This is a genomic window from Marivirga arenosa, from assembly GCF_030503895.2.
In the GTDB taxonomy this organism is placed as follows: domain Bacteria; phylum Bacteroidota; class Bacteroidia; order Cytophagales; family Cyclobacteriaceae; genus Marivirga; species Marivirga arenosa.
In genome coordinates, this window is sequence record NZ_CP129970.2 from 1292425 (window position 1) to 1314116 (window position 21692).

Sequence of the window (21692 nt, forward strand, 5' to 3'; positions counted from 1 at the left end):
GCGATTAAGATTAAAATTCTTACGAGTTGATAAGCGAAAGCTAAAAATGCTTTGTTATAATTGAATTAAACCTTAGCTTTGCACCCTGAAAGAATAAGAGCAACTTTATTTTATTATAATTATTAAATCATGGCAAATATTGGTAGGATTACCCAAGTGATTGGCCCGGTAGTGGATGTGAGCTTTGAAGCAGAAGGCGCAAAATTACCTAACATCTTTGATGCATTTACAGTAAAGAAATCTGACGGTTCTTCAATTGTATTAGAATGTCAGCAACATTTAGGAGAAGATAGGGTAAGAACCATCGCGATGGATGGTACTGAAGGTTTGACTAGAGGTATGGAGGTTGTAGATACTGAACAACCAATCTCAATGCCAACAGGTGAAGATATTAAAGGTAGATTATTCAATGTAATTGGTGATGCTATTGATGGTATCGATCAACCTGAAGGTAAAACTAAATTACCTATTCACAGGGAAGCACCAAAATTTGAAGATTTATCTACATCATCTGAGGTTTTATATACTGGTATTAAAGTAATTGACTTAATTGAGCCTTACTCTAAAGGGGGTAAAATTGGTTTGTTCGGTGGTGCTGGTGTTGGTAAAACCGTATTGATTCAGGAGTTAATTAACAACATCGCAAAAGGACACGGTGGTTTATCTGTATTCGCTGGTGTGGGTGAAAGAACTCGTGAAGGAAATGATTTATTAAGAGAGATGTTGGAGTCAGGTATTGTAAAATACGGTGATGACTTCATGGAATCTATGGAAGAAGGAAAATGGGATCTTTCTAAAGTAGACAAAAATGCACTAAAAGAATCTAAAGCTACCTTCGTATTCGGTCAGATGAATGAGCCTCCAGGTGCACGTGCTAGAGTGGCATTATCTGGTCTTACTCTTGCGGAATACTACCGTGATGGTGATAAAGACAAAAACGAAAGCGGTAAAGATATTCTATTCTTTATTGACAATATATTCCGTTTCACTCAGGCAGGTTCTGAGGTATCAGCCTTGTTAGGCCGTATGCCTTCTGCTGTGGGTTACCAGCCAACTTTGGCTACTGAGATGGGAGCTATGCAGGAAAGAATTACTTCTACAAAGAATGGTTCGATTACTTCAGTTCAGGCCGTTTACGTTCCTGCGGATGATTTAACTGACCCTGCTCCTGCTACTACTTTCTCTCACTTAGATGCTACTACAGTACTTTCTCGTAAAATTGCTGAGTTAGGTATCTATCCTGCTGTGGATCCATTAGATTCAACTTCAAGAATCTTAGAGAGAAGCATCGTAGGTGATGAGCATTATGACTGTGCTCAAAGAGTGAAAGAGATCTTACAGCGTTACAAAGAATTACAAGATATCATCGCCATCTTAGGTATGGATGAGTTATCTGAAGAAGATAGACAAACTGTATATAGAGCAAGAAAAGTTCAAAGATTCTTGTCACAACCTTTCCATGTTGCGGAGCAATTCACAGGATTGAAAGGGGTATTAGTTGATATCAAAGATACAATCAAAGGCTTCAATATGATTATGGACGGTGAATTAGATCACCTACCAGAAGCAGCTTTCAACTTGAAAGGTACTATTGAAGAGGCTATCGAAGCTGGAGAGAAAATGTTAGCTGAAGCTTAAAATTAAAATTATGCTTTTAGAAATCATTACACCGGAAAAAAACGTATTTAAAGGAAATGTAGATTCTGCTACTTTTCCGGGAAGCAATGGTTCTTTTCAGGTTCTGAATAATCACGCACCATTAATCAGTTCTTTGGACAAAGGAGACTTAAAGTACTCTGATGGAAAGAACGATACAACTATTGTAGTTGAAGGAGGTGTAGTTGAAGTATTAAATAACAACATTACTGTTCTAGCTGAAAAGGTTATTGAAGAATAGTTTAGTTAAATATTTATAAAATGATAAGCCGACTCGTACAATATGAGTCGGCTTTTTTCTTTTCAATAGTATATCATATCTTTTCCTAGATTCTAATAAAGAGCATTATTCTCTTAAATTGCATTTAAATATAAAGTATTAATGAAAACATATTTTAGGATACTTGCTTATGCCAAGCCTCTAGGCTGGCTAGCTCCTCAATATTTCATATATGCAGTACTTCAGGCTGCCTTTAGTGTTATCACTTTAGGGATATTAGCTCCAGTTTTAAACGTATTATTCGAGGTTGAAGAGGCAAAAAATATACCTGAAAGCATTCCTGATTTCAGTTTAAGCATTGATTATCTGAAAAATGCTTTCGACTATTACTTTCTTTCCATTATGCAAGAAGACAAATTTGAGGCCTTGCAATTTGTTTGTGTGATCCTGATAATTTGTATTCTATTAGCCAATATTTTCAAATACCTTTTAGCTGTTATATCTGCCATTGTTAGAGCAAATGCAATTTCAAACCTTAGGAACGCTCTATATAACCGGCTAGTTAATATGCACATTGGTTATTATACAGAAGAGCGTAAAGGAAACATCATGTCTAAAGTAATGGCTGATGTGCAGGAAGTAGAACAAACAGTTGTAAATAGCTTAAAGGTTATTATCAAAGAGCCTTTCTTATTGATTGGTTATTTTGTTGCGCTGTTCTTTATCTCAGCAAGGCTTACATTAATCTCTATTATAATTTTACCAATTTCAGGCTTTATTATTTCCTACATAGCAATTTCATTAAAAAAGAAAGCCCGAAAAAGTCAGGAATCAATAGGGAAGATCTCTGAAATATTAGAAGAAACATTAAGTGGGATGAGAATCATCAAAGCATTCAATGCTATTACATTCTCAAAAAACAGATTCCAAAAAGAAGTTAAAAATTATGCTCACTATAATGTAAGCATGCAAAAACGTCAATCTCTTGCTGGCCCCATTTCAGAATTCTTAGGAGTATTTGTTGTGGTTGGCGTTTTGCTTATCGGTGGCTCTATGATTTTAGATGGAAATTCAGAATTGAGCGCTAGTAGCTTCATTACATTTATTGCGATTTATTCACAATTACTGGTACCTGCAAAACAAATATCAACTGCTTTTAGCAATGTTCAAAGAGGATTAGCTTCAGCAGAAAGAATATTTGGAATTATTGATTTAGAGCCTGCTATTAAAGATAAGCCTTCAGCGAAGAACTTAACTGAATTTAAAAAAGAGATAAAAATCAATAATGTCTCATTTGCATATGGCGAAGAACCCGTATTGAAGAATATAAATATTACTATTGAAAAAGGTCAAACCATTGCATTGGTTGGTCCTTCAGGTGGTGGTAAATCTACATTAGCTGATTTAATTCCAAGGTTTTACGACCCTAATTCTGGAGAAGTTCAAATCGATGGTCAACCTTTACAAAATTTTACTGTGGAATCCATCAGATCAAAAATGGGAGTTGTAAGTCAGGAATCCATTTTATTTAATGATAGCATCTTTAATAATATTGCTTTCGGGAAACCTGAATGCACACTTGAAGAGGTAATTCAAGCAGCAAAAGTAGCTAATGCCCATGATTTTATCAGTCAAATGGATGGTGGCTACCAGGCCATGATTGGAGAGAGGGGCACAAAACTTTCAGGGGGACAAAGACAAAGAATTAGTATTGCGAGGGCCATATTAAAGAATCCTGACATTTTAATATTGGATGAAGCTACTTCAGCCTTGGATTCTGAATCTGAAAAATTAGTACAAGATGCCTTAACTAATTTAATGAAAAACAGAACCTCAATTGTTATTGCCCATAGGCTTAGTACTATTCAGGAGGCTGACCAGATTTACGTAATGCAAGAAGGTGAGATCATTGAAAAAGGTAAGCACGATGATTTATTAAAGAAGAATGGGGTTTATAAAAAGCTAATTGAAATACAGTCAGTTTCTTAGCCTAGTATCTTTAAAAAAGGCTTTAGCAGATGTATATACTGCTAGTTATTAAATAATTTCTATATTTGTTTATATTCATAAGTAAAACAGACAACACCACTTTTATGAAGACTTTTAAAACTGTACTATTTGTGGCTCTATTAATTTTTCACATTGCCACAGTTGTTATTATTTCAATAGGTAAAAATGATTTGAACTTCCTTTTTGATTTATTCAAACAAATGGATTTGGTACAGTATAGCTCTATCGGTGGCCTTATTTTGTTTTTAATAGTTATTTTCCTTTTCCAGCAACAAGAAAAATCTAAAGCTAAACTGATTGAAAATCATGAAAATGAAATCAATCAAATTAAAGCTAAACTTTATGATAAAAGAGAATCTGAAGTCAAAAGTGCTTCAACTTCTACAACTGAAGATGTTGAAAAAGCAAAAGATAATAAAAAGGAAGACTCAGATTCAGACTCAACCAAAACTGATGATTTAAATTCCCAATCATAATTAATGAATGATTAATCTGATTAAAGACGAATTGAATTCAGCTCAAGAAACGCTGAATAACTTTTTAACCCAAGCTGATCAATTAGCCAATATTGAAGCTGCTGTTGAACTCATTACCAATTCACTTCAGCAAGACGGAAAAGTAATGAGTTGTGGTAATGGAGGTTCTCATTGTGATGCCATGCATTTTGCAGAAGAATTAAGTGGTAAGTTCAGAGAAAACAGACCCGCTATTGCTGCCATGTCATTATCAGACATTAGCCATACCACATGTGTGGGTAATGATTATGGCTTTGAGTTTATATTTAGCAGATCAATTGAGGCCCTAGGAAGAAAAGAAGATATTTTATTAGCCATCAGTACAAGTGGAAATTCAAAAAACATTTTAGAAGCTTGTAAAGCTGCAAAAGCCAAAGGCATGAAAATTATTGGCCTCACAGGTAAAGATGGTGGAAATTTAGCATCTGAATGTGATGTTGAAATTAGAGTTCCGCACCATGGATATGCAGACAGAATACAAGAAATGCATATCAAGATCATCCATATCATGATATTACTAATCGAAAAAAGATTAGGTTATGCTAGCTAAAACTTTTGGAAGTTCTGTATATGGGGTTGATGCAAATATCATCACTATAGAAGTTAATGTAAGCCAAGGCACAAAATTCCATATGGTTGGCTTACCCGATAATGCCATTAAAGAAAGTGAGCATAGAATAGATGCAGCCATTAAATACAGCGGCTATAGAATGCCTCGACAAAAAGTGGTAGTTAATTTAGCGCCCGCTGACGTTAAGAAAGAAGGCTCTGCATACGACTTACCTATTGCCTTAGGAATTTTAAGTGGATCCGAACAAATATTCACTGATAAGCTAGCAGATTTTATGATAATGGGAGAACTAGCTTTAGATGGCACTTTAAGACCCATAAAAGGAGTATTACCCATTGCTATCGAAGCCAGAAAAAATGGGTTTAAAGGCTTTATCCTTCCAAAAGAAAATGCAGCAGAGGCTGCTATTGTAAATAACCTGGATGTTATAGGAGTCGAAAATCTAAAAGAAGCGATAGAAGTATTAGAAGGTAGCTCCAATATTAAGCCCATTGAGATGGACACTCGTGATATTTTCTTTACCAATCTAAATGATTATGAAGCAGATTTTGCTGATGTACAAGGTCAAGAAAATATAAAGCGAGCATTAGAAATTGCTGCAGCTGGTGGTCATAACGTTATCATGGTAGGTCCTCCAGGAGCAGGTAAAACCATGTTAGCTAAGCGATTTCCTTCTATCTTACCTCCGCTTAGTTTAACCGAAGCTTTGGAGACTACGAAAATTCATTCTGTAGCTGGAAGGTTAGGTTCAAACGCTTCACTCATTGCGACAAGACCTTATAGAGCCCCTCACCATACTATTTCTGATGTAGCCTTAGTGGGTGGGGGAGGAATTCCTCAACCAGGAGAAATTTCCCTTGCTAATAATGGGGTGCTTTTTTTAGATGAACTGCCTGAGTTTAAGAGAACGGTTTTGGAAGTGATGCGGCAACCCTTAGAAGAAAGAAGAGTAACTATATCAAGAGCAAAAGTATCAGTCGATTTTCCAGCTAATTTCATGTTGCTTGCGAGCATGAATCCATGTCCTTGCGGTTATTACAATCACCCTGAAAAGGAATGTGTTTGCCCTCCGGGAGCAGTAAAAAGGTACTTGAATAAGGTAAGCGGCCCTTTATTAGATAGAATAGACTTGCATGTAGAAGTGACTCCCGTTTCATTTGACCAAATGACCGAAAACAGGAAAGCAGAAAACAGTGAAACAATCCGAAAGCGAGTAATAGCTGCCAGAGAAATACAGAAAAATCGTTTTGAGGGATTAAATGAGGTTCATTCGAATGCTTTAATGCCCTCACAAATGGTGAAAGAAGTATGTGAAATAAATACAGCAGGCAAAGCGTTATTGAAAAATGCGATGGAAAAGTTAGGACTTTCTGCTCGAGCTTATGACAGAATCATGAAAGTTTCCAGAACAATAGCTGATCTGGCAGGAAGTGAAGACATCAAAATTGAACATTTAGCAGAAGCAATTCAATATAGAAGTTTAGATAGAGAAGAATGGGCAGGTTAAAAGTATTAATCATTTTATTATTTATTCATTTTAGCACTAATCTTTATTCGCAAGAATTGATTTATGATGTCTTCGTGGAAGAAAAACCTGTAGGAAATTTACTGGTTACTCAAAAAGATCTAGATAGTGGGAAAGTATATTATTCAGCCTTGTTAAACTTAGAATACAAGCTTTTTACACCTACAAAAATGGTTCAACTACGAGAAGCCATTTATCAAAATGACACCTTAATTCAAGCCTATTTTGTAGATAAAAGAAATGATAGCAAAATAGCTGAATCTAAAATTGAGAAAATTCTATCAAAGAACTATTACCACACTTTAATGGATACTACTAAAGGTTGGCATGAAAAACCTATAATAAATAGTGAGTTAAAGCTTTATTTTAAAAAGCCAAAATCAAGGGATTCAATATTTTCAGAAGCGACTCATAAATATAACAGAATTGCTAAGTTACCTGAAGAAAGTCGGTATATGATGGTGAATGAAGAAGGGGAAAAAACGATAATTAAATATAATAATGAAGGCGAATGCATACAGCATAATTTTTTCATAGGTGCAGTTGAATATAGAATGAAATTACGCAACGGGGAATGACAAAGTAAAAGTAGTTCCTTTATCTAATTCGCTTTCCACCTTTATTTCACCTCCTAAAATCTCAATTTGGCTTTTTACTAAATACAAGCCTAAACCTTTTCCTTCAACGTGGGTATGAAATCTTCTGTACATGCCAAAGATTTTATCCGCATTTTTGCTTAAATCTATTCCTACTCCGTTATCTGAAAATATTAAAAGCTTTTTACCTTCTTCAATTTTAGTCTGAATTAAAACTTCTAATTGTCTATCTTCTGATCTATATTTTATTGCATTCGATAGTAAATTATAAAAAATGCTATCGATATAGGTAGGATTACATTTTATTTCATTAAAATCATGATTATCAAAAATGATTTTACCTTTACTCACTTCAATTGAATTTTTTAAAATTCGCTTAGTCTGATTAAGCGTTTCTGTAAGATTAATAATGCTTTGATTTTGTTCAGCTTCTTTTTTTAATTCTAAAATGGCGTTTAAATCTTTAATTACAGCATCCAGACTATCCCCCTCTTCCTTTATTTTAGATACTATATTAGTCCATTCTGATAAATCAGGATTCGGTGTTATTTCTATTAAGTGCGTTAAGCCTAATAACCTTGCTACTGGTGCTCTCAAATTATGAGCCGTCATAAAGGCGTATTGCTCTAATTTCTGAACATTCTGTGCCAATTCCGTATTAGTATTTCTTAAATCCTCTGTTCTCTTTTCTACTTGAGACTCAAGATCATCAGTATAAAGTTTTAATTTGGCATTTTGTGCTTCAATAATCTGTTGTGCTTCAGTTAACTTTTCATTCTTGGCGTTTAATTCTTCATTTTGTTGCAGAATCTCTTCTTGCTTTTCTTCTAATTCATGAGTTCTAAGAACTACTTTACGTTCTAATTCTTCATTTTGCTCTTGCACCAATTTTTGGCTTTGAGTCATTAAATCTAAAGAATTTAATTGTGCTTCTTTTTTTTCTATTTCAAGCAGTCGATACTTATAGCCTAATGAAATTGAAAGCAATATTACCTCTAATATTGCTCCAAATTCTAAAAAATGAGTTGTTATGAAATTAACCGGTACAATACCAAGATTTCTGAAAGTAATAAGTAAAACCCCAAGCAAATACCCAGTCCAAGCCAGAGTAAAAACACTAGCCACCTTTACCTTCCTTGTCCAAAAGTAAATACCGCTATAGAGCAATCCAAAGCAGTTAATAATCAATGAATAATTTGAAATTCTTAAAGCTACTGAATAATCGATTGTTAAGGATAAAATAATAATTACTATCCCTACTAACACTAAAGCTCGAAAATAATTATGATATTTTTTAAATTGATATTGGGTTTCAAAGAAGGCTGATGCAAATAAATTACTTGAAGAAATCCATAAGCCAATACCAAAAATAACTACATGATTAGCAATCCAGGGAAACGAACTCCATATATACATAAAAGCATGTCCGTTTAATGCTGATAGGGCTAAAAGGTTACCAGTTATAATGCCTACATAGTATAGATAATTTATAGACCGTGCTGAAACTGCTAAAAATAAATTATAAAGCAGCATTACTAACATGATTCCATAAAAGATTCCATATAATAACTCCTCAATAATATCATCAGAATAAAGCATCTGCCTAGAAATGATATTCAAAGGAACTACCAATGATCCCTTATTCTTAATTCTTAAATAAACTGTAGAACTATCAGAAGAATTTAAATCTAGTGGAATTATGAAGTTCTTATGATTAATTAAGCGATTATTAAATTCTTGTTGATCACCTAAATAGCCACTTGCTGAAATTCCTCCTTCTTTTTCGATGAAGTATTGAATTGAATCAAAAGTAGGGTATGCGATTTCTAAAACATACGGCACTTCAAAATTCGATGAATGCTTTAGCTCTACCTTCACCCAAAGAGAAATGTCTTTTAAACCATATGTAGGTACTTGACTGTCGCCAGCCTTAAAGAGACTTTGGTATTTTGATGATTTTATATCTTGATAAGTTAAGCTGTTTGTTGGGTCTTCTAAAAACTTAACTCTCTTTCCAATATTTTCATATGATTTACCTGAAAACAATTCAATGAAATCACTTGCCTTACTTTCTTCAAAAAGAAAAAAATTAATACATATAAAGAAGTATATATATGTGCTTTTCATTAGGCAAAAAATCTATTTTTTAGCTAATCTAAGGATTTTTAGAATTAGCTTGTGAAAATATAGATTAAACACCTTTTTTTGTGGATAAAAAAAATCTCCAAATCACTACAAAAAGCAAATTGGAGATTTCTTTAAAAAATAGATTTTTTTATGATTTACTCTGCTTCAGTCAATGGAATAGGGAATTGAGTAAAAACTTGGTCACCTTCTCTGTCGATTGGAAGATTGTTTGCATTTAGTCTACCGTATCTTCTTAAATCAACCATAGTATGACCTTCACACCATAATGAGTATTGTCTTTGAGTCAATAATTCATCTGTAACCGCATCAGCAGTTTGAGCTCCACTGTATGGATCAAGTCCAGCATAATCTCTAATGATATTTAAGTCAGAAATAGCACCTGTAATATCACCCGTTTGTAATTTAGCCTCTGCAGAAATTAATACTAACTCCTCATTTCTAATAATATCAATAGGTGAAGTTGGTGTTGGGTATAATGCAGTTTCTAATTTACCATTTAACCCATCCTTAGAAGGTGCATTTTCCGCCCTTTTAGCCATTTTCCATACTATCCGTTGATCTATTGTATCTGTATCATCATTTGGATTGCTTATTCTTTCAGCATTACTTAAGAATCTATCATGAACTACTATCATATCTCCATTATTACCTGGTATTTTGAATAGCCCATTTAATTGATCCCCCGAAGCAGTTGAGAAACTATGCTTAGGCCCAACAGTTAAATCTCCGTTTGGATCAAAGAATGAATCTGTTAACAAACCTAAAACAGCCCCCCATTCTTCACGGTATATGGCAACTCTTGCCGCTAAGGCTCTGTTAAATTGAGCGAAAGTAGATGGCGTATTAAATCCTTCAAAACCTGAGGATAATTCAAAAGGGAAAGCTGACCCAGCATTTCCTAATTGAGTAAAACCAGTATTTAATAAACCAGAAATGAATTCTAGAGCTGCTGATTTTGAAACAAACGGACCTAAATTATCTGGATCTTTAATATCTACTCTTATTCCATTTTCGTCTAGCATATTCAAGACTCTTAAAAGCTGTAAAGCCTGTACCGTATTCGCAAAACCTCTATAGCCACTTTTTTCAGTCTCAGATACTAATGCTGTATTGTCTAAAGCATCCAATAAGATATTAGTATTCTTTACATTTTGATAGCTATTATTGTAGGGGCTGGTTAAATAAAAAGTATTATTATCTAACACAGCTCCATTTTTTCCTAATAAATCCTCAGTATTTCTTGGATCTGCATCAAATAAATAAAGTTCTCTTGCTATTGTACCTGTGGCCGTAACATATAGCGGATAACCAGAGCGCATCTCAGACTCAATCCCTACTATCAAGTTATTGAGCTCATTAACAGTCGCATCTTGATCATATTGCTGTAAACTTGGATTATTAGGATCAACTTGATCTTCAAATTCACATGAAAGCATACCGAAGGATAAGCCTAATATCAAAATATATTTTAAGTTATTTATATTAAATTTTTTCATGATTGTTCTGATTTAAAATTCTAATTCTACATGAAAATACACTTGCTTAGATGATGGGAATGGATTTACATCTAAACCTGTAGAAAGTCCTGTGCCCCCTTTTGTAGAAACCTCTGGGTCATATCCAGAATAAGGAGTAACTGTCCATAAGTTTCTACCTGAAGCGCCTATTTTGATTTTGTTAATAGTACCATTGAACACACTGAGTATGTTGTCTGGCATTCGATAATATAATGCAATTTCTCTCAACCTCATATAGGAAGCATCTTCAAGATACCTATCAGTATTTGGATTAGAAGTTCTTTCTTGACCAGAAGGTTCATCTAAGTCTCCTGATAAACCAGCTAAATCAGACAAGAATGTGGTTAAATTAATATTTTCCCCTCCTTGCTTAACGTGCACTAAAAAACTAAAATCAAAATTCTTAAAGAAAGTCAAGTTATTGAAAAATGACATTTGAAAATCTGGCTCTGCATCACCAACTGTAACGACTTCACCATCAATTCTACCTTTTAATTGCGTAACGGGTTGTCCCTCTTCAATAAATGGAGTACCTAAACCTACTCCGAAGGCTGAACCTGCAGGGGCAAACGGAGGAACGTCTAGTCTAGTCACCTCAGATCTATTTAACCAGAAATTAGTGGTAGAATTCCAAATGAAATTCTCGTTTTGAACAGGCTGAGCATTCATTGACAATTCTATACCACGGTTTACTAAATCAGCTAAGTTTATAATTTCTCTGCTAAATCCAGTAGAAGGTTGCAATTGTCTTTCAAGAATTAAATCATTGACTGTTCTATTATAATAAGTTGCAGTAAAAGACAGTTTATTATCTAATAAGCCCATATCTAAACCGGTTTCAAACTCCGCTGCTGTTTCTGGTACCAAATTATCACTTCCTCTTAAGCTAGAGATTGAAACACCTGGTGAACCTCCAATATTTACAGGATCAAAACTTGTGAAAAGTGAACCAAATCGTGCACTTGATCCTGTTTCACCATATGCCGCTCTAACCTTCAATTGGTTAATTGCATCTACTGACCAGAATGGGTAGTTTGCAATGTTTAGTGCTAATGATGCTTTAGGGAAATAATACAATTTATTTTGATCAGTATTTAAAGTAGATTTATCAGCTCTAATACCTAAAGTTGCGATGATTTTGTCTTCAAAGTTAACTTCTTGTTGAGCAAAATACCCGAATTCTCTAACATCCTGAAGAGTTTGATCTAATTCCTGTGTACCCGATTGACTTAAAGTGGTTTGTGCTGGAATTAATTGAGTAGCCTGATTATACACTAAATCTCTTGAGAAAGTAATATAAGTATATCCTACTTGAGAAGTTAATTGTAAAGAACCACCACTTAAATAGTTGTCCCACACTAAGAACCCTTGATTATTTGTATTGAAGATACTATTCTTACCTACTCCAATAAATCCGTTTTGCAATCCTCTCTGCGCCTGATGATATTCAGGAACATAAACGTAAGTTTCTAGATTATACGTATCGAAACCGCCATTCCATTTAAATTTCAAGAAAGATTGGTCTGTTTCATAAAGATTAATATCTAAACTAGCACCTTGAATATATCGATTGATATTTTCATCATTAATTGCCTGATCCCTTACTAATAACATATTACCCGCTGCATTTGGATTATCAGGATAATTGCCAAATTCATCTGGGAAAAGGTTGTCCCATGGTCTAGTGTAAACTAAGTTATATCCTAAACTTAATCCACCTTCATTTTCATTACCAGTAAAGCCTCTTTGTGTAAATGAATTTACAAAGTTGCTTGAGGTAGTGAATTTTATTCTATCTGTTAGCTGGTGGTCTATATTTGCTCTAACGCTAGCTCTTTGATAGCCAGTATTCTTTACTATACCATTTTCATCTCTTAATGATCCCCCAATAAAGAATTTAGTCTTTTCATCTCCACCTGTTACGCTAACACGTGTATCAGATATTAAGCCTGTTTCACCATATAACTCTTCCTCATAATCTACTAGACCCCTTCCATTAATAGCTGCATTGTAGGCCGTTACTTCTCCATCACCAAATGTTTCTGCCACTAAACTAGGAGTCCAAGGCCTATCACCAATCCCCATATATCTCTGAATAGTATTGAAACCCAAATCCTGAGAAACTTTTACTCTAGTTTCACCTCTTTTACCCCTTTTGGTTGTAATGATTACCACCCCAGCGTTTGCTCTAGCACCATAAATTGCTGCAGCTGAAGGACCTTTCAAAATCTCTATGTTTTCAATATCAGAAGGTGCCAAATCCGCAATCCTATTGGAAGCATTTTCTTCATTTCCTGAATTTGCACCGGATGCATTTCTCAATCCACTTGGAATTTCTGCATTACTCACATATACTCCATCAATAATGAATAATGGTTGGTTATTACCCGTAATAGAAGTTACCCCCCTCAATCGCATGGCAATACCACCACCCGGAGCACCTGAGCTTTGCGTAATGTTTACTCCAGTTACTTTACCATATAATGCATTATCCATAGTTGGCTGATTAGTCATTCCGGTCAATTCTTCGGAAGATACTGTTGCTACCGCATTACCTAAGTTCGAACGCTTGACACTTGATGCCAAACCTGACACTACAACCTCATTCAATTTTGTAATGTCTTCTTCTAAACTAATTGTTAATGGGCCAGATTGGCCTGGATTAACTGCAACTTCTTTCTCAGCAAAGCCGATAAAAGAAACTACCAAAATTTCTGGTTGTGAAATAGATAATTTAAATTTTCCATCTAAATCAGTAGTTACTCCTGAAGTAGATCCTTTTTTCACAACTGTGGCTCCAATTAACGGAAGACCATCACTGGCGCTGACTACTGTTCCCTCAATTACCCGATCCTGCCCGTAGGAAAATGTCCCGATCAGGAAGAGAATGATCATTAATAGATACTGTTTTTTCATAGATTTTAAATTTTGGTTTAAACTTAATATGAGAAATTTTATTGACATATATGGGTACTATACCAAATATATTGTTTTTTTGTTGGAATAGTAAAATATTTTCTATGTAAAAGAAAACAACTGTATTATAACGAACGAATGCTTGTTAGCTTAGAATTGTGATATTTATACAGTAACTTTATTATAAATTACCGATATATGATTGGATTTCTTTTATTGTGGATCGAGCCGAACGACCTACCCCAATCAAAGTAGCTGAAGCAAATCCAGTCCATGAACCGTAACCTACAAACCATATTGATTTTTCATCAACGGAAGGTGTTGTTTTTGTTTTTACCTGACCTTTTTCATCAAGATCAATTACATTTCTGAGAAAATCAGTAGCATATTTAAATCCAGTACACCAAATTATAACATCAAAACTTTCTTCCTTTCCTGATTTCCATACTACCCCATTTTCATTAAAGTAACTAATCGTTCCCGCAGATTGTAATACACCTCTATTTCTTCCTTCCTTCACTGATGGAAGCATTACAATATTTCCTAAATTGTACTTTTCATTTGACCATTTTATTCCCTTCTTCTCAGCATAATATTTGGCAGTTGCTTGGTCAAATAAAACCCTACCGTCTACATCATCTGGTAAGAAGGAAGGTTCTTTATTGGTCGCCCATTTCACTCTGGCTAATTTGGAAACTTCAGATAATATTTGAGCTCCCGAATTTCCTTCTCCAACTACTAAAACCTTTTTATTTTTAAAATCTTTTGGAGTTTTGTAGTGTGCAGAATGGATTTGCTGCCCATTAAATCTATGTAACCCTTCAATTTCTGGAATAAAGGGTTTAGACCATCGTCCTGTAGCGGATACTATAGCCCTGCTTTCTATAATTCCCTTATTTGTGGTTATTGTATAAATATTTCCTTTTTTAGCTACATTTAGGACCTTAATTGGTCTTTTTATATTGAGCTTATATCGCTCTTCATACTGACATAAATATTGGATAACTTCATTTTTAACAGGAAACTCATTTTCAGATTTTGGCATTAACCAACCTGGTAATGAACTGTGCTCTGAAGGGGAAAATAAGGTTAAAGAATCCCATGCGTTTTGCCAAGCCCCTCCACACTTTGGCTGATCATCAATAATTAAATACCTTAAATCTGTTCTTCTTAAATAATAGCCACAAGCTAAGCCGCTTTGGCCGCCACCTATCACAATAACATCATAAGTAGAGTCGGAATAGTTATGCAAATCATCCATTCAATTAATTCTCCTCTTCTGATTGGTCAAGTGTTTTATTTATCTCTTGAATAATCTCGTTTAGCTCTTGAGATGGTTTCTTTAGTTTTAAGAAAAGCTTTTTCAATTCTTCAGGTTCTTGTGAGTATTCGGAAATATTGATTAACCCCATGATCCGTGCCAATGGACCTCTTACTTTATGGGCGTTTATATTAGCATAATCAATAATTTGTCGGTTTTTAGTTTCAATTAAACGTGATCTTTCTTTTACTAAATTTTCAAGATTGCGATTTATCGCTTCATATTCCTCATTCTTAGCAATTAATTCTTCATGCGTTTCCTCTAATTCAATATTGGCTTGTTTTAACTTTCTTTCATATTCTGCATTGGTCCTATTATACCATAAAAATGTAGTGGTAGAAAATAGAGCAATAAAAAGAGGTGGGATTTTAAAATCTGTAAAATTAGATACTAATTCCTTCATAGCTTCAGGTGGATTACTATAATACAATAACACCTTATCTATAAAGAGAGTAATAGTTAAGAAATAAACTAAAAATAAGATAATGAATAATCTATCATTTTGATGTTCGAAAATTATAAATGGAACAGAACAAAAAATAGCAGCGGCATATTGAAACCAAATGAATTGACCAGGAAAAAAATCGCCTATTAAAATTGGAACTCCTAATAAAATTAAACTAGGAAATAGCAGTAATATACTTTTGGATAATCTGTAGTAACGATAGAAGTTGAATATGGGGATAAAAAGCATGATTATTAAAACTCCCATTCTTCGATAGGAAGCATAGTAATTCTCGTTGCTAATATCATTTAAGCCCACAACTATCATCACCAGAGCCAATGATAAAGCCATAACATTCGTAAGAAATAACTTACGTTTAGCATTATCATCCATATCAATAGCGATACCTGCATGAGTCCATTTTTTTAAACTTATTGACAAGGTTGATTAAAATTTATAGTTCAATTAAATGTAAAAAAATAAAATATGACCTGTATCATAAAAAACGATTAACCTCATTAATATTTCTATCAAACAGGAAATTTATTCATTGGCTTTCCATTTTTTAGTACATTTGCCGTTCGAATCAAAAATAAATATAAGTGACCTTAATAAAATCAATATCTGGCATAAGAGGAACCATAGGAGGAAAGACGGGAGAAGGTTTAACGCCTGTTGATATCGTAAAGTTCAGCAGTGCATATGCAGCCTGGATTAAAAGCAAGAGCGATAATAAGAAAATTGTTATAGGTAGAGATGCAAGACCAACAGGAGAAATGGTTTCGAAATTGGTTTCTGCAACTTTACAAGGCATGGGAATGAATGTGGTTGATTTAGGTCTTTCTACTACTCCTACCGTAGAGGTGGCCGTTACCCTAGAAAAAGCTGCTGGAGGAATCATTTTAACAGCAAGTCATAATCCTGTGCAGTGGAATGCCTTAAAATTATTAAATGATAAAGGTGAATTTATTTCAGGAGAAGATGGTCAGGCTATTTTAGATTTAGCTGAAAACGCTGATTATGATTTTAGCGAAGTAAAGAAAATAGGCAAATACACTACTCAAGATCACTACATTCAAAAGCACATTGACATGGTAATCGATTTGCCTTTAGTAGATGTAGCTGCAATACGTGAAAGAAAATTCAAAGTAGTAGTGGATGCAGTAAATAGTACTGGAGGAATTGCTATCCCAAAACTATTAAAATCACTAGGTGTAGCTGAAGTAAGAGAATTATATTGCTATCCGGATGGGAATTTCCCACATAATCCTGAACCATTACCCGAGAATATAACTCATATTAGTAATGAATTAGCAAATGGTCAATACGACCTAGGCTTTGTGTTGGACCCAGATGTTGATAGGTTGGCTATAGTAAATGAAGACGGAACGCCATTTGGAGAAGAATATACCTTGGTGGCAGTTGCTGATTATGTTTTAAGTCAACAAAAAGGGAATACCGTTTCGAACCTTTCTAGTACTAGAGCATTACGTGATGTTACTGAAAAAAGAGGGGGTAAATATGAAGCTTCAGCAGTAGGAGAGGTAAATGTAGTCACCAAAATGAAAGAAACCGATGCTATAATCGGAGGCGAAGGTAATGGTGGAATTATTTATCCTGAACTTCATTACGGTAGAGATGCCTTGGTAGGAATTGCTTTATTCTTAACGCATTTGGCGAAAACAGGTAAATCATGTTCTCAATTAAGAGCCTCATTCCCTAATTATCATATTTCTAAAAATAAAATTGAATTAACACCTGAAATTGATGTTGACGCAATTCTTAAAGCAATTCAAGAGCGATATAAAAAGCAACCAATCAACACTATTGATGGAGTTAAAGTAGAATTTGATAAGGAATGGGTTCATTTAAGAAAATCTAATACAGAGCCTATTATCAGAATTTATTCAGAATCAGATTCAGAATCAAAAGCTGAGCATTTAGCACAGAAAATGATATCTGATATAAAAGAAATTATTTCAAATAAAGAAAATTAAACAATGGCAGGGATTTATTTAGATAATGCAGCTACCACCGCATTGGATCCTGAGGTTTTCGAAGCGATGAAGCCCTACATGCTCAATCATTTTGGTAACCCATCTTCAATCCATTCACATGGAAGAGAAGTTCGTTCTGCAATTGAGAAATCAAGGCGTACTATTGCTGAATTATTGAATACATCTCCTTCTGAAATATTCTTCACTTCAGGTGGTACTGAAGCTGATAATACAGCCTTAAGATGCAGCATTGAGCAAAGAGGGATAACACATGTGATCACTTCAAAAATTGAACATCATGCTGTTTTACATACTTTACAGCATCTTGAAAAAACAGGTCAAATCAAATTAGATTACGTTCCACTTGATGATAAAGGAGTAATAGATTTATCTGCTTTGAAGGATTGGTTAAAGAATCACCCAGAAAGTTTAGTTTCATTAATGCATGGCAACAATGAAATTGGCAATATTCTGGATATTGAAGAGGTGAGTTGGATATGCAAAGAACATAAAGCCATTTTTCATTCCGACACTGTTCAAACCATGGCTCATTATACACATGATCTTCAGGAGATAAAAGCTCAACATATTGTGGGTGCCGCACATAAATTTCACGGCCCAAAAGGTGTTGGATTTTTATATATCAACAACGATCATAAAATTCATCCTTTTATTCATGGCGGTGCGCAAGAACGAAATATGCGCGGGGGTACTGAAAATGTATATGGAATTGTTGGGCTAGCCAAAGCAATGGAAATTGCTTACCGAGATATGGAGGAACACCATAATCATATTCAAGGCTTAAAGGACAGAATGATCCAAAAATTAAAAGTTAAAGTAGAAGGTGTTGCTTTTAATGGATTAAGCGAAGACTCAGATAATAGCTTATACACCGTATTAAACGTTAGCTTACCGCCAACTAACATGAGCGATATGCTTTTATTCAACTTAGATATAAAAGGAATATCCGCTAGTGGTGGTTCTGCCTGTAGCAGTGGAAGTGATGTTGGCTCACATGTAATTGCTGAATTAGGAAACGCAGCAGAAAGGCCTAATGTGCGCTTTTCATTTAGTAAGTTTAATACTGCTGATGATATTGATAAAGCAGTTGCTGCAGTTGCTGAACTATATGAACAAAAAACAGTATAATCTGATTATTTCACAATATTGCGTTCATGTAACGCTATTTCAGGATTAGACAAAACTCACAAAAAAGCCGAAGTAATTTAAATTGCTTCGGCTTTTTTATACTCAAAAGATTAAATTTATAATTTCAATAAGGCTTTAATAAACCCCATGTTCTCACCTTTTTCTTTAATTATCATAAGAGGGATATGGCTATCATAGCTAATTACTTTTTCAGCCACACTTCCTAAGAAAAGAGAGGCCAGCCCTGTTCTTCCTTTTGATCCCATAATGATCATATCTGCATTTTGCTCTGAGGCAAAATCAAAAATCTTATCCGCTGGCAAATCATCATCATCTAAACCATAATGACAGATAAGGTCATCTGGAAAATCATTCTTTTTAACAAACTCCTGAAAATCATGCTGAGCATGAGATTCCATAATTTTTGCAAATTCAGAATAAGACTTACCAGTTTTGTTGTAACCGATTGGTACTCTAAATATGTTTAATAGTGATAAAGAAACATCTCTATCTTTAGTAATTTCTAATGCTTGTTCTACCACTAATTTAGAATGCTTTGAAAAATCAACAGGTACTACTACTTTATTAAGTTTAAAACTAGAATCTTCGGGAACCATCATTAAAGAAGTATGAGCAACTTTTGCAACCTTGTGCGGCATGATTCCGCCTCCCTTTAGTTCCTTTTTTCTTCCCATCACCATCATATCCACGTTTTTAATATCAACCCACTTCAAAATTTGCTCTGATGGATCTCCTTCCTTAACCTCAATTGAGATTTCACATTTGCGGTCTGTCTCCCAATATTTATCTACCACTTTCCTCATTGACTCCATCATAGACTCATCAGTTGGGGCTAGTAGATCAGGGTAATTCTTTTTTAACTCTTCTGGTAGTTCTAAATCCTTTGCAATATGAATAAAGTAAACTTTTTCACTCTTTAGAAATTGAGCTAAATGAGAAGTATATTTCACTAGTACTTCATCCATTTTAGTAAGATCAAGAGCAACTAAAAGTCTTTCAATTTTATACATGTCCAGTTATTTTTGATTAAAAAATCAGTTGATACTGTAATTTAGTAATTTATCTAACGAATTGTAGCTGACAAAGTGGTAATTTTCTCTTGCTTTTCTGTATATACGTAACGCTAGCGCCCTATAATTATCTGATTTATAAAGCTTAGTATAAATTGGCATTAAAAACTTTTTTCTTCCCGTGTTTATCAAAAACTCCTCCATTTTACCAAAGGCGGGGCGATAGTCTGCTTTAATAGCAAGTAAAAACCATTCGCTTAGTATTTCCGCATTCCCGCTATTAGTGAAATTAAATTTTTGATCTAATTCTTGTACCTGTAGATACGTTATGCTATCCGGCAGCTGATGAAAAAAATGTAAAAATTCATGCGTACTCCACTTAGAAGTTTGAAGAGTATCTATATTTTCAGTAGATAACCAATTTTGAATTGCATTATTAACAGCTAAGAATCTTTGGGAATTAGGAGCTGGGATATCCTGTGGAATTCCGGATTCATAAACCCAGTTTTGCAGTAAATCCTCTGGCATTTTTATGTCATTTTTTCCAAATAAATTTTGTTCCAAATAATATAAAAACTTCTCCGTATTAATGGATTGAAACGCAAACTCACCAAAGTATTGATTTAAAAAGATGTCGAATTTTTCTCTACCTACTAGTTCTTCCAACCTTCTTAAAAAGAAATAGCCTTTGTCGTAAGCTATAGCTGTCATCCCAACATCAGGATTTCTGCCCTCTAAATTTAATTTAAGTTGAGTATCCTTTTCATTTCCTTCATCAATTAATTCCTTAACCTCTTCTTTTAATTCCTTGTAAGAAATAGAAGCCAACATTTCAGAATAATCCCTTCCGTACATAGCTTCCATAATTCGATATTCGAAATAAACAGTAAAGCCCTCATTAAGCCAGAAATCATTCCAAGTAGCATTAGTTACCAAATTGCCTGACCAGCTGTGAGCTAATTCATGTGCAATTAATGAAACCAGCGACTTATCTCCTGCCAAAATTGTTGGAGTTGCAAAAGTTAAACGAGGGTTTTCCATCCCACCGAAAGGAAAACTAGGCGGCAAAACCAAAACATCAAATTGTTCCCATCTATATTTACCATAAAGGTTTTCAGCAGTTTCTAAAAAGGACTGTAAATCTTTTAAGTCTTGATTAGCTTTATCAATGGTAGCGGGTTCAGCATAAAAGCCTGTGTTTTTTCCAGTTTTTTGATATTGCAAATCACCTACCGCCAACGACATTAAGTAAGCAGGAATGGGTTGTTCCATTTGAAACTCATAAACCCCTGTAGTATCTACTTCCTGAGGATTTGATGCGCTCATTAAAGCTAAAAATCCTTTAGGTACTTCCACCTTTGCATTAAAGGTGAATCGAATACCTGGTGAATCCTGTATAGGAATCCATGATCGGCACAAAATGGCTTGAGATTGTGAAAATAAAAAGGGTTGATTTCCTGAGGTTTGATTAGGATTTAGCCATTGTAAAGCTTCTGCATTTGGTTTTGTTTTATAAGCAATGCTGATTGTATGAGTTGATTTATTAATCGGAATAAGAAGGGCTGTACCCAATAAATCATCTTTACTTTTTAATTCATAATCAATAGAAACTTGATCATTACTCCATACCTTTTCAATATCAAGTCCTTTAGTATCTAAGATTATTTTTTCTGCATTTGGATATTTCTCAATATCAAATTGAGCAATGGCATTAATAATTTTGTTTTCAAAATCTACAAATGCCTCCCAATTCAAATGCTTAATTTTTGCCTCTTCAGAATTCGAAAAGGTATGCATATCTTTTCCCTTATAATTGATTACACTTACTCTATTATTTTCCATATCTTTTTTCTCATTACAAGAAAATAATGCCATTAAAAAACACGACAATACTGTTAATTTATACATTCTATTTGGATAGATTATTTTCAATTTTCTTGTTATTGTTCTATTATTTATGAAAATTAAGATAATTGTTAAATTTGCTCAAGAAAAAGCGCTACCTTAAAACTAAATCACTAAATTCGTAAGCTTTTTAAAAATTAACAGTAAAAAAACCAATAACTGTCGAAATT

General features: G+C 34.1%; 16 protein-coding genes. 9 read left to right on the forward strand and 7 right to left on the reverse strand.

Annotated elements, in window-relative coordinates:
• Nucleotides 1-129: 129 nt before the first annotated feature.
• The 7 genes from atpD (at nucleotide 130) to QYS48_RS05720 (ending at nucleotide 7075) form a co-directional block, all read left to right on the forward strand.
• A complete protein-coding gene (gene atpD / locus QYS48_RS05690) occupies nucleotides 130-1638 on the forward strand; it encodes a F0F1 ATP synthase subunit beta (RefSeq protein ID WP_302103166.1) in 1509 nt (502 codons plus the stop codon).
• Nucleotides 1639-1648: 10 nt separating this feature from the next.
• Nucleotides 1649-1897 carry an ATP synthase F1 subunit epsilon gene (atpC, locus tag QYS48_RS05695; protein WP_302103165.1) on the forward strand — a complete coding sequence of 83 codons (249 nt, stop codon included), beginning with the start codon at nucleotides 1649-1651 and terminating at the stop codon, nucleotides 1895-1897.
• A 141-nt stretch (nucleotides 1898-2038) separates the two neighbouring features.
• Nucleotides 2039-3865: an ABC transporter ATP-binding protein gene (locus QYS48_RS05700; RefSeq protein WP_308357887.1), complete on the forward strand. Its 1827-nt coding sequence runs from the start codon at nucleotides 2039-2041 to the stop codon at nucleotides 3863-3865.
• Nucleotides 3866-3969: 104 nt separating this feature from the next.
• Nucleotides 3970-4362 carry a hypothetical protein gene (locus QYS48_RS05705; RefSeq protein WP_302103164.1) on the forward strand — a complete coding sequence of 131 codons (393 nt, stop codon included), beginning with the start codon at nucleotides 3970-3972 and terminating at the stop codon, nucleotides 4360-4362.
• A gap of 7 nt (nucleotides 4363-4369) precedes the next feature.
• A complete protein-coding gene (gene lpcA, locus QYS48_RS05710; protein ID WP_302103163.1) occupies nucleotides 4370-4951 on the forward strand; it encodes a D-sedoheptulose 7-phosphate isomerase in 582 nt (193 codons plus the stop codon).
• The gene (locus QYS48_RS05715) at nucleotides 4941-6479 is read left to right on the forward strand and encodes a YifB family Mg chelatase-like AAA ATPase (RefSeq protein WP_308357888.1); all 1539 of its coding nucleotides are present in this window, start codon (nucleotides 4941-4943) and stop codon (nucleotides 6477-6479) included. The genes lpcA and QYS48_RS05715 overlap by 11 nt, the downstream gene beginning before the upstream one ends.
• Nucleotides 6467-7075, forward strand: coding sequence for a DUF6134 family protein (locus QYS48_RS05720; RefSeq protein ID WP_308357889.1), 609 nt, complete (start codon nucleotides 6467-6469; stop codon nucleotides 7073-7075). Before QYS48_RS05715 ends, QYS48_RS05720 begins: the two co-directional genes overlap by 13 nt.
• On the opposite strand, the gene QYS48_RS05725 is transcribed toward QYS48_RS05720, so the two are convergent.
• The 5 genes from QYS48_RS05725 to QYS48_RS05745 all read right to left on the reverse strand — a co-directional run bounded on the left by QYS48_RS05725 (nucleotide 7058) and on the right by QYS48_RS05745 (nucleotide 15881).
• Nucleotides 7058-9220 (reverse strand): 7TM diverse intracellular signaling domain-containing protein, encoded by a 2163-nt coding sequence (locus tag QYS48_RS05725; protein WP_308357890.1) that lies wholly within the window; start codon nucleotides 9218-9220, stop codon nucleotides 7058-7060. The two genes, QYS48_RS05720 and QYS48_RS05725, sit on opposite strands and share 18 nt — an antisense overlap.
• Before the next feature lie 155 nt (nucleotides 9221-9375).
• Nucleotides 9376-10737 (reverse strand): RagB/SusD family nutrient uptake outer membrane protein, encoded by a 1362-nt coding sequence (locus QYS48_RS05730; RefSeq protein WP_308357891.1) that lies wholly within the window; start codon nucleotides 10735-10737, stop codon nucleotides 9376-9378.
• Between the two features lie 12 nt (nucleotides 10738-10749).
• On the reverse strand, nucleotides 10750-13674 hold the full coding sequence (locus QYS48_RS05735; RefSeq protein WP_308357892.1) for a SusC/RagA family TonB-linked outer membrane protein: 2925 nt from the start codon (nucleotides 13672-13674) through the stop codon (nucleotides 10750-10752).
• A gap of 181 nt (nucleotides 13675-13855) precedes the next feature.
• Nucleotides 13856-14935 (reverse strand): ArsO family NAD(P)H-dependent flavin-containing monooxygenase, encoded by a 1080-nt coding sequence (locus QYS48_RS05740; protein ID WP_308357893.1) that lies wholly within the window; start codon nucleotides 14933-14935, stop codon nucleotides 13856-13858.
• Nucleotides 14936-14939: 4 nt separating this feature from the next.
• Entirely contained in the window at nucleotides 14940-15881 is a 942-nt protein-coding gene (locus QYS48_RS05745; protein WP_308357894.1) for a hypothetical protein, read from the reverse strand.
• A gap of 161 nt (nucleotides 15882-16042) precedes the next feature.
• On the opposite strand from QYS48_RS05745, the gene glmM reads away from it, so the two are divergent.
• Nucleotides 16043-17437, forward strand: a complete 1395-nt coding sequence (gene glmM, locus QYS48_RS05750) for a phosphoglucosamine mutase (RefSeq protein WP_308357895.1) — start codon at nucleotides 16043-16045, stop codon at nucleotides 17435-17437.
• Between the two features lie 3 nt (nucleotides 17438-17440).
• Nucleotides 17441-18586: a cysteine desulfurase family protein gene (locus QYS48_RS05755; RefSeq protein ID WP_308357896.1), complete on the forward strand. Its 1146-nt coding sequence runs from the start codon at nucleotides 17441-17443 to the stop codon at nucleotides 18584-18586.
• 116 nt (nucleotides 18587-18702) lie between these two features.
• On the opposite strand, the gene QYS48_RS05760 is transcribed toward QYS48_RS05755, so the two are convergent.
• The gene (locus tag QYS48_RS05760) at nucleotides 18703-19617 is read right to left on the reverse strand and encodes a universal stress protein (RefSeq protein ID WP_308357897.1); all 915 of its coding nucleotides are present in this window, start codon (nucleotides 19615-19617) and stop codon (nucleotides 18703-18705) included.
• A 24-nt stretch (nucleotides 19618-19641) separates the two neighbouring features.
• Nucleotides 19642-21525, reverse strand: coding sequence for a M1 family metallopeptidase (locus QYS48_RS05765; protein WP_308357898.1), 1884 nt, complete (start codon nucleotides 21523-21525; stop codon nucleotides 19642-19644).
• Nucleotides 21526-21692 lie beyond the last annotated feature (167 nt).